General features: G+C 66.4%; 1 pseudogene. It reads right to left on the bottom strand.

Annotation, left to right across the window (positions count from 1 at the left end):
* A pseudogene (locus EOB49_RS35145) lies at positions 1-301 on the bottom strand (IS630 family transposase); the annotation flags it as partial.

Here is a 301-nt window from a genome sequence, read left to right as displayed (position 1 = left end):
ACCGAGCCGCCCCTTCTTCATCGGCAGGCCGGGTGGGTGCGGTCGAGCGCCGGATCTGGCTCTTTTCATCGACCGACAGAACGATGGCATGGGCCGGCGCATCGAGATAGAGGCCGACGACGGCGCGCAACTTGTCGACGAACTTCGGATCATTGGAGAGCTTGAACCTGGCGCCAGCGGTGGGGTGCGAGACCATGCGCCTTCCAGATGCGCCTGACGGCGCTGGCGCTGATTGCGGCGGCTTGCGCCATCATGTCGGCGGTCCAGTGGGTCCTCTCGCCCGGCGGATCGGCAAGCGTCA

The organism is Mesorhizobium sp. M7A.F.Ca.MR.148.00.0.0, from assembly GCF_003997735.1.
Lineage (GTDB): Bacteria > Pseudomonadota > Alphaproteobacteria > Rhizobiales > Rhizobiaceae > Mesorhizobium.
This window is presented reverse-complemented; position numbering and strand designations above follow the sequence as displayed.